The sequence below is a fragment of the Mangrovactinospora gilvigrisea genome (genome assembly GCF_001879105.1).
Taxonomy (GTDB): domain Bacteria; phylum Actinomycetota; class Actinomycetes; order Streptomycetales; family Streptomycetaceae; genus Mangrovactinospora; species Mangrovactinospora gilvigrisea.
On sequence record NZ_MLCF01000094.1, the window covers coordinates 26,276 to 33,227 of the forward strand.

At 74.0% G+C, this 6,952-nt stretch carries 6 protein-coding genes and 1 pseudogene; 1 reads left to right on the forward strand and 6 read right to left on the reverse strand.

The window, feature by feature from the left end:
- Positions 1–227 precede the first annotated feature (227 nt).
- The 4 genes from BIV57_RS16665 to BIV57_RS16680 all read right to left on the reverse strand — a co-directional run bounded on the left by BIV57_RS16665 (position 228) and on the right by BIV57_RS16680 (position 3,435).
- Complete coding sequence (locus tag BIV57_RS16665) at positions 228–704, reverse strand: hypothetical protein (protein ID WP_071657612.1); 477 nt, start codon at positions 702–704, stop codon at positions 228–230.
- Between the two features lie 53 nt (positions 705–757).
- Complete coding sequence (locus BIV57_RS16670) at positions 758–1,009, reverse strand: hypothetical protein (protein WP_071657613.1); 252 nt, start codon at positions 1,007–1,009, stop codon at positions 758–760.
- Positions 1,010–1,138: 129 nt separating this feature from the next.
- Positions 1,139–2,788: a serine/threonine-protein kinase gene (locus BIV57_RS16675; protein WP_265736998.1), complete on the reverse strand. Its 1,650-nt coding sequence runs from the start codon at positions 2,786–2,788 to the stop codon at positions 1,139–1,141.
- A 104-nt stretch (positions 2,789–2,892) separates the two neighbouring features.
- Positions 2,893–3,435 carry a carboxymuconolactone decarboxylase family protein gene (locus tag BIV57_RS16680; RefSeq protein WP_071657615.1) on the reverse strand — a complete coding sequence of 181 codons (543 nt, stop codon included), beginning with the start codon at positions 3,433–3,435 and terminating at the stop codon, positions 2,893–2,895.
- A gap of 159 nt (positions 3,436–3,594) precedes the next feature.
- Here BIV57_RS16680 and sigJ point away from each other — a divergent pair.
- A pseudogene (gene sigJ / locus BIV57_RS16685) lies at positions 3,595–4,524 on the forward strand (RNA polymerase sigma factor SigJ); the annotation flags it as partial.
- A 268-nt stretch (positions 4,525–4,792) separates the two neighbouring features.
- Here the strand turns inward: sigJ and gad are convergent.
- On the reverse strand, positions 4,793–6,199 hold the full coding sequence (gene gad / locus BIV57_RS16690) for a glutamate decarboxylase (protein ID WP_071657617.1): 1,407 nt from the start codon (positions 6,197–6,199) through the stop codon (positions 4,793–4,795).
- A 69-nt stretch (positions 6,200–6,268) separates the two neighbouring features.
- The coding region (locus BIV57_RS16695) for a TerD family protein (RefSeq protein WP_175548780.1) at positions 6,269–6,952 on the reverse strand (684 nt) is incomplete at its 5' end.

A 6,952-nucleotide genomic window follows, 5' to 3' on the forward strand; every position in this document is an offset into this window, starting at 1 on the left:
TGGGATGAGGCGCCGAAGCATCGCTTCTAGTGCGTTATGTGCCGTCCCCTGACGCTGATCCGAGGCACCCGAGGCACGCACAGCGCACACAGCGCACACAGCGGCGGGATGGAGGGAAGCCCCGGCCGCCCGCCGCGGGCATGGCAACGATCGGCGGACGTCCGAACGGGACCGAGGGGGCAGGAGCCCTTCGTGCACCGGGCCCCGTGCGTGCCCGCGGCAGGTGCCTACGTGGCGTCGGCAAGAGCGGCACCAGCCGCTTGGAGTCGTGCGAACTCCTGCTCGGGAAAGGGGTAGCGCCAGTAGGGTCCGAACCTGGGGCGGTCGTGGTTGACGTAACCGGCCCGGGCTGCGCCGAAGGCTTCGGTGAAGGCTCGGACCAGCGCCGGCAGTGTGGTGGTCGCGGTGAACAGGGCCGGGCCGCGGCGGGGTGTCCACGTGCCTGGGGTGTGGTTGAGGGAGGTGTCGAGCCAGTCGTCGGCGAAGGGGTGGACCGCGATGCCGGCCTGGCCGCGCCAGCCGTGGCTGAGGTCGATGAAGTGCCCGCGGGGTTCGGAGGGCCATCGGGCACCGGTGTCGGGGACACCCTCGGCCAGCAGTCGCACGGCCTGGATCAGCGCGTGCACGGCGTCGGGCTCCAGGCCGTCGAGGTCGGTCGTGGAGATCTCGCAGGCGCTGGTGTCGGTCTCCAGCGTGAGCGTCATCCCCTCCGGAGGGGAGAGTGTGACGGCGAACAAGGCGGCCTCCGGGGTGCGGGTCAGTGCGGGCGGTGCCGCTCGTCCAGGGGGCGGTCGCACAGGGCCCAGTTGTTGTCCGGCCGTCCGGTGCTGGTGCGCGGCATGTCGGTGTAGGCGGTGACGATGTCGTGTGAGGCATTGTCATCGACGAACCATCCGTGGCCGTGGTCGTTGGTGAAGCGGCGTGCCGTCTTGTCGGGGCTGGAGCCGGGCTGCTCGAAGAGGCCGCTGACGGCGATTCTGTCCATGCAGCCGAGAAACTGGTTGGCCACTTGTGGGACTGTCCTGATCTTGGGTCTTCCAAGAATCAGAGACTTCCGCAGGAAGGGCAGGCACGCCCGGCCGCCGCGCCGCTCATCCAGCGCCCGGCTGCCGATCTCCTCGGCGCGCCCCGCCCGGGATCAGCCGGGCGTGAAGCTGCGTTCCGCGGCCGTGTAGTAGCGGCGCCCTGCGTCGGCCTGCGCGAGTGGGGCGGACACCCAGACGTCGTACTGGGTGCCGCCGTGGCTCCAGGACAGATCCAGGGTGTGGCGGGGGCCGTCGCCGTCGCCGTTCCAGGTGAACTCCCAGAGCGCGGCCGGATCCCCGCGGTGCTCGGTCGCTGTGACCGTGCCGCCGCGGTAGCCGGGGTAGGCGCCATGGGGGCCGTCCGCCGCGGCCGCCTCGGCCCGCATCTCGGCGAGCGGCCCGTCGGCCGGGGCCGGGTTCTTGGTCATGATGCCCAGGCGGAAGCGCCTTCCGGCGGAGTAGTAGAACACTCGCGGCGGCTCGTCGCTGCGGGTGAAGCCGTCCGGGACGTCCAGGGCGAAGCCGCGCGGATCCTCGACCTGGTGGAAGCCGGTGGAGGCGGACGCAGACGGGGACGCGGACGGGAACGGGGACGCGGAGGCAGGCGCGGGCGCCGTCACCGTCGGGGAGGCCGCGGTACGGGAGGCGGGCGTCGTGGACGCGGGCAGGTGCCCGCCGCCCCGGCCCTCGGTCATCAGGACGGCCCCGGCGCCCGCACCGGCCAGAGCGAGCGCCCCGGCTGCGGCGAGGACGACCGTCAGACCACGCCGGCGGCGCCGCGGTCCCGCGGGACCGCGTAAACCCGGACCGCTCTGCTCGGTTGCGGGAGGCCCCGCGGGCGGAGTCTCCGGCGGGGCGGGCGCCGGCCGTGCCGCGGCGGCGGCGCCGGCCCGTGCTCCGGACCCGCGCTCCTCCGCCACGGCGCGCAGCTCCCGCTCGGCCTCGGCCGCGTCGGGCCGGGCCGTCGTGTCCCGGTCCAGCAGCCGCGCCAGCAGCGGCATCAACTCCCCGGCCGTCTCCGGAAGGACCAGCGGCTGCAGCGCGACCGCGTGAAGCACGGCGGCCACCGAGTTCCGCCGGAACGGCGACGCGTCGCCCGTCACCGCGGCCCAGAGCAGCACCCCCAGCGACCACAGATCAGAGGCGGGATCCTCCTCGCGCCCTCCCGACATCCGCTCCGGCGCCATGTACTCCAGCGAGCCGACGAGTTGGCCCGTCGAGGTGAGGGTGGTCCCGTCCACCGGGCGGGCGATCCCGAAGTCGGTCAGCACGACCCGGCCCGTGCCGGCCTCCAGCAGCACGTTCCCCGGCTTGACGTCGCGGTGCAGCACGCCGCCCGCGTGGGCAGCGGCCAGCGCGGCGGCCAGCTCGGCGCCGACGCGGGCCGCGTCGCGCGGGGACAGCGGCCCCTCCTCGTGCAGCGCCTCGGCGAGGGAACGGCCTTCGACGAGTTCCATGACGATCCAGGGCCTGCCGTCCTCCTCCACCACGTCGTGCACGACGACGATCCGCGGGTGCGTCAGGCGGGCGGCCGTGCGCGCCTCGCGCAGCACGCGTTCGCGTCTCTCGGCGCGCTCCGCGTGCCCGCTCCCCGCATCGACGAGGACCTCCTTGACCGCCACGGACCGGTCCAGGAGGAGATCCACCGCCCGCCACACCGTCCCCATACCGCCCTGCCCGAGACGTCCTTCGAGCCGGTACCGCCCCGCGAGGACGCGCCGCGGCGCCCCGTCCACACTCGTCCCTGCCCCGTCCGTCGTCACGCGGCCAGCGTATCGACCACACCCGGCCCCGGCTGGGGGAGTCGCTGGTCCGGGCGGCGGTGCTCGAAGTCGGAGCGGAGCGCGCCGCGCTGACGGCCCGTTCGTCAACGGGAGTAGTTCTTGCCCGGGGGGCGGCCCGGGATCGGCTTGCCGATCAGCGCCACCGGGATGAAGAGGTTGAGGTGCCCCAGGGCCGCGGTGAGGTGCCAGAGGGACTCGTCGTCGTAGTGCTCGGCCGCGCGGGCGAACAGCGCGTCGGAGACCCGCTCGCCGAACGGATTGGGCGTCAGGACGGCCTCCGCCAGCTCCAGGGCGAGGCGTTCGGCCGCGGAGAAGTAGGGGGCGCTCTGCCAGGTGGCCACCGCGGTGATGCGGCGCTCCTCCTCGCCCGCCTTGCGCAGGCCCTCGGTGAGCGCCACCGCGTGGTAGGTGCTGCCGGCGATCTGCGCGGCGCGCAGCTGCATCAGGGCGATGGTGGTCTGCGGCACCGGGCCGGTGGCCACCGCCTTGCGGACGGCGCCGGAGAGCGCGGCCAGCTCGGGGTAGAGCCTGGTGAGGTCGGGCAGGCGCGAGCGGAGGCCGTCCGGCGTGGCGGTGCGCTCGGCGCCCTCGGTGCTCTCGGCGTGCGGGGCGTTCTCGGTGGTCATGGCGGTCGGGCTCCCTGGGGGGGTGGCGGTCGGTGTGCTTGCGGTGGTCCGACCGGGCAGCCGCCCGAAGTGTGAGGTGTCACAGATCGCGGCGCCGTCCGGTCGTACCGGTGAGGACGGCCCGGGACGGCCCCGGGCGCCTCGACGGAGGGAGACCCCATGCCCACCCGGAGCAGCGCCGGCGGCCGCGCCGCGGTCGGCGTCGAGGAGCGGCGCCAACTGATCAACATCGCCTACCGGTTGCTCGGCTCGCTCGCCGACGCCGAGGACGCCGTCCAGGAGGCGTACACCCGCTGGTACGCGCTCTCCCGCCGCGAGCGGGAGGCGATCGTCTCGCCCGCCGCCTGGCTGACCACCGTCGCCAGCCGGATCTGCCTCAACCAGCTCACCTCCGCGCGGGCGCGGCGCGAGCAGTACGTCGGCGAATGGCTGCCGGAGCCGCTGCCCGATCCGTCCGAGTGGCGCGGCGCGCCGGAGGGCGACCCGGCCGACCGGATCACCCTCGACGAGTCGGTCGGCATGGCGCTGCTGGTGGTGCTGGACGCGATGTCCCCGGCGCAGCGCGTCGCCTTCGTGCTGCACGACGTCTTCCGCTATCCGTTCGCGGAGGTGGCGCGGATCGTCGGCCGCACGCCTGCGGCGTGCCGCCAGTTGGCGTCCTCGGCGCGGCGCCGGGTGCGGGAGGCGGACGCCGGGCCGGCGGGGGCTCCTGCCCAGGACCGGCGGGACGCGGCCGTCGTCCGGGACCTCAAGCGGGCCTGGCAGCGGCAGGACATCGCCGCGCTGGTCTCGCTGCTGGATCCGCAGGCCGTGGCGGTCGGCGACGGCGGCGGCCGGGCGAGCACCTTCCGCCACCGGCAGCAGGGCGCGGAGCGGATCGCCCGCGGGCTGGTCCGCCTCATCGAGCGGTTCCCTGGGCTGGCCCTCCGCGAGCGCACCGTCAACGGCCGCCCCGGGCTGGTCGGTTGCCTGGACGGGGCGGTGGTGACGGTCTACGCGTTCGGCATCGGCCGCGGGGGGCGGGTCCGGCAGGTGTGGGGGATGCGCAACCCCGAGAAGCTGCGGTGCTGGCCGCCGGCCGGCGCCGCTCCGGAGGACGCGGGCTACGCCGCCGAGGGCGCGGACGGGTCCTGCTCGAACCGGGTCGAGGCCCGCGACGAGGCGCGCGTCGCCCACGAGAAGGCCGTCGCGGCCGAGAAGGCCGCGAAGGCGGCGGCCGCCAAGGCGACCGACAGCCCGGCGAAGAAGCGCCGCGAGGTGTGGCTCGGGAAGGCCGAGGCCAAGCTCGCGGAGCGCTACGCCGAGCACGGCTGACGGCTCGTCGCCCGACGCTCGCCCGCCCCTCGGGGCGGGCCCGTCAGTGGTGGAAGGACCCCGCCGACTCCTCCGTCTGGACGGGCGCGTCCTGCTGGGTGTCGAGCTCCTGCGCGACCCGGGAGATGTCCTCCAGCAGCATGTCCGCCAGGTCCATCGAGAAGCCGTACCGGATCACGATCCGCAGCACCGCCAGGTCCTGGCGGTTCTCCGGGAAGGTGTACGCCGGCACCAGCCAGCCGCGCTCCCGCAGCCGCCGCGAGACGTCGAAGACGTTGAACGAGGTGATGTGGTCGGCCGTCGTGAACGCGAAGACCGGCAGCTCGTCGCCGCGGGTCAGCAGGCGGAAGCAGTCGAGCTTCTCCACGCCCTCCGCGACATGCATCGCGATGTCCCGCGAGGTCTGCTGGACGACCCGGTAGCCCTTGCGCCCCAGCCGCAGGAACGCGTAGTACTGCGCCACCACCTCCGCCCCGGGGCGGGAGAAGTTGAGCGCGAACGTCGGCATGTTCCCGCCCAGGTAGTTGACGCGGAAGACGAGGTCCTCGGGGAGCGCCTCGGCGTCCCGCCACAGGGCCCAGCCGACGCCCGGGTACACCAGGCCGTACTTGTGGCCGGAGGTGTTGATCGACGCCACCCGCGGCTGGCGGAAGTCCCACCGCAGGTCGGGGTCGAGGAACGGGGCGACCATCGCGCCGGAGGCGCCGTCCACGTGCACGGGGATGTCGAGGCCGGTGCGGTCGCGCAGCGCGTCCAGCGCGGCGCACAGCTCCGGGACGGGCTCGTAGGAGCCGTCGAAGGTGGAGCCCAGGATGGCCACCACCCCGATGGTGTTCTCGTCGCAGAGCGCGGCGGCCGCGTCCGGGTCGAGGTGGAAGCGCTCGCCCTCCATCGGCACGAACCGGGGCTCCACCTCCCAGAAGTTGCAGAACTTCTCCCAGCACACCTGGACGTTGACGCCCATCACCAGGTTGGGGCGGGCGCCGGAGGAGTACCGGTCGGCGTTCGCCTGCGACCAGCGCCGCTTGAGGGCGAGGCCGGCGAGCATGCACGCCTCGCTCGACCCGGTCGTCGAACAGCCCACCGCGGCCTGGGCGTCGGGCGCGTTCCACAGATCGGCGAGGATGTTGACGCAGCGCTGCTCCAGCTCGGCGGTCTGCGGGTACTCGTCCTTGTCGATCATGTTCTTCTCGAGGCACTCCGCCATCAGCGAGTTGGCCTCGGGCTCCATCCACGTGGTCACGAAGGTGGCCAGGTTGAGCCGGGCGTTGCCGTCCAGCATCAGCTCGTCGTGGATGATGCGGTGCGCGGTCGTCGGCGGCATCGGGCCGTCCGGCAGCCGGAACCGGGGCGGCGCCTCGGACATGCCCGCGGCCGGGTCGACCTCCCCGTGCAGCGGGTTGACATGGATCCGCGGCCGCCCCGAGCGGCCCTGGTGCAGCGCTCCCATGAGTGGAACCTCCAGGAGGGGGAGGGGCGGGCGTCCTGGGGGACGGCCCACCCCTCACCGTAGGCGCACTCAGAGGAGAGCGGCCGCCGGATCCACCATCTTCTTCACGGTGCGGCCGTCCGCGAACTCGCCGAGCGCGGTCATCGACCACGCCTCGCCCTCGCGCACCAGCTTGCACATCAGCACGCCGCGGCGCGGCTCCGACTCGGAGAGGTCGAAGCGCACCAGCTCCGCCTGGTTCGACTCGTCCACCAGCCGGCAGTAGGCGCGGGCCACATCGGTGAACTTCTGCCCGGTGAAGGAGTTGACGGTGAAGACGACGGCGTGCACCTCGGCGGGGAGCTGTCCCAGGTCGATGCTGATCGACTCGTCGTCGCCCTCGCCGGCGCCGGTGAGGTTGTCGCCGGAGTGCAGGATCGCCCCGTTGTAGGCGGCCTTGTGCATGAACCAGACGAGTTCGAGCTTGCGGCGCGAGGCGTCGAAGGCGATGCAGGAGGCGTCGAGGTCGATGTTGCCGCGGCCGGGGGCCGGGTCCCAGCCGAGGGCCATCCGCACCCGGGAGAGCAGCGGGCGGCCGGCCTTCACCAGCGAGACGGTCTCGCGCTTGCGGAGGCTGACGCGGCCCTTGTCGAGGGTGACCCGGGGCGGGGAGGCCGGCGGCTGGGGCGGCATCGCGGCGGGCGGCGCCATGGGCTGCGGCGGCGGGTAGGCGGCGGCGGGCTGCTGGACCGGGGGCTGCCGGACCGGGGGCTG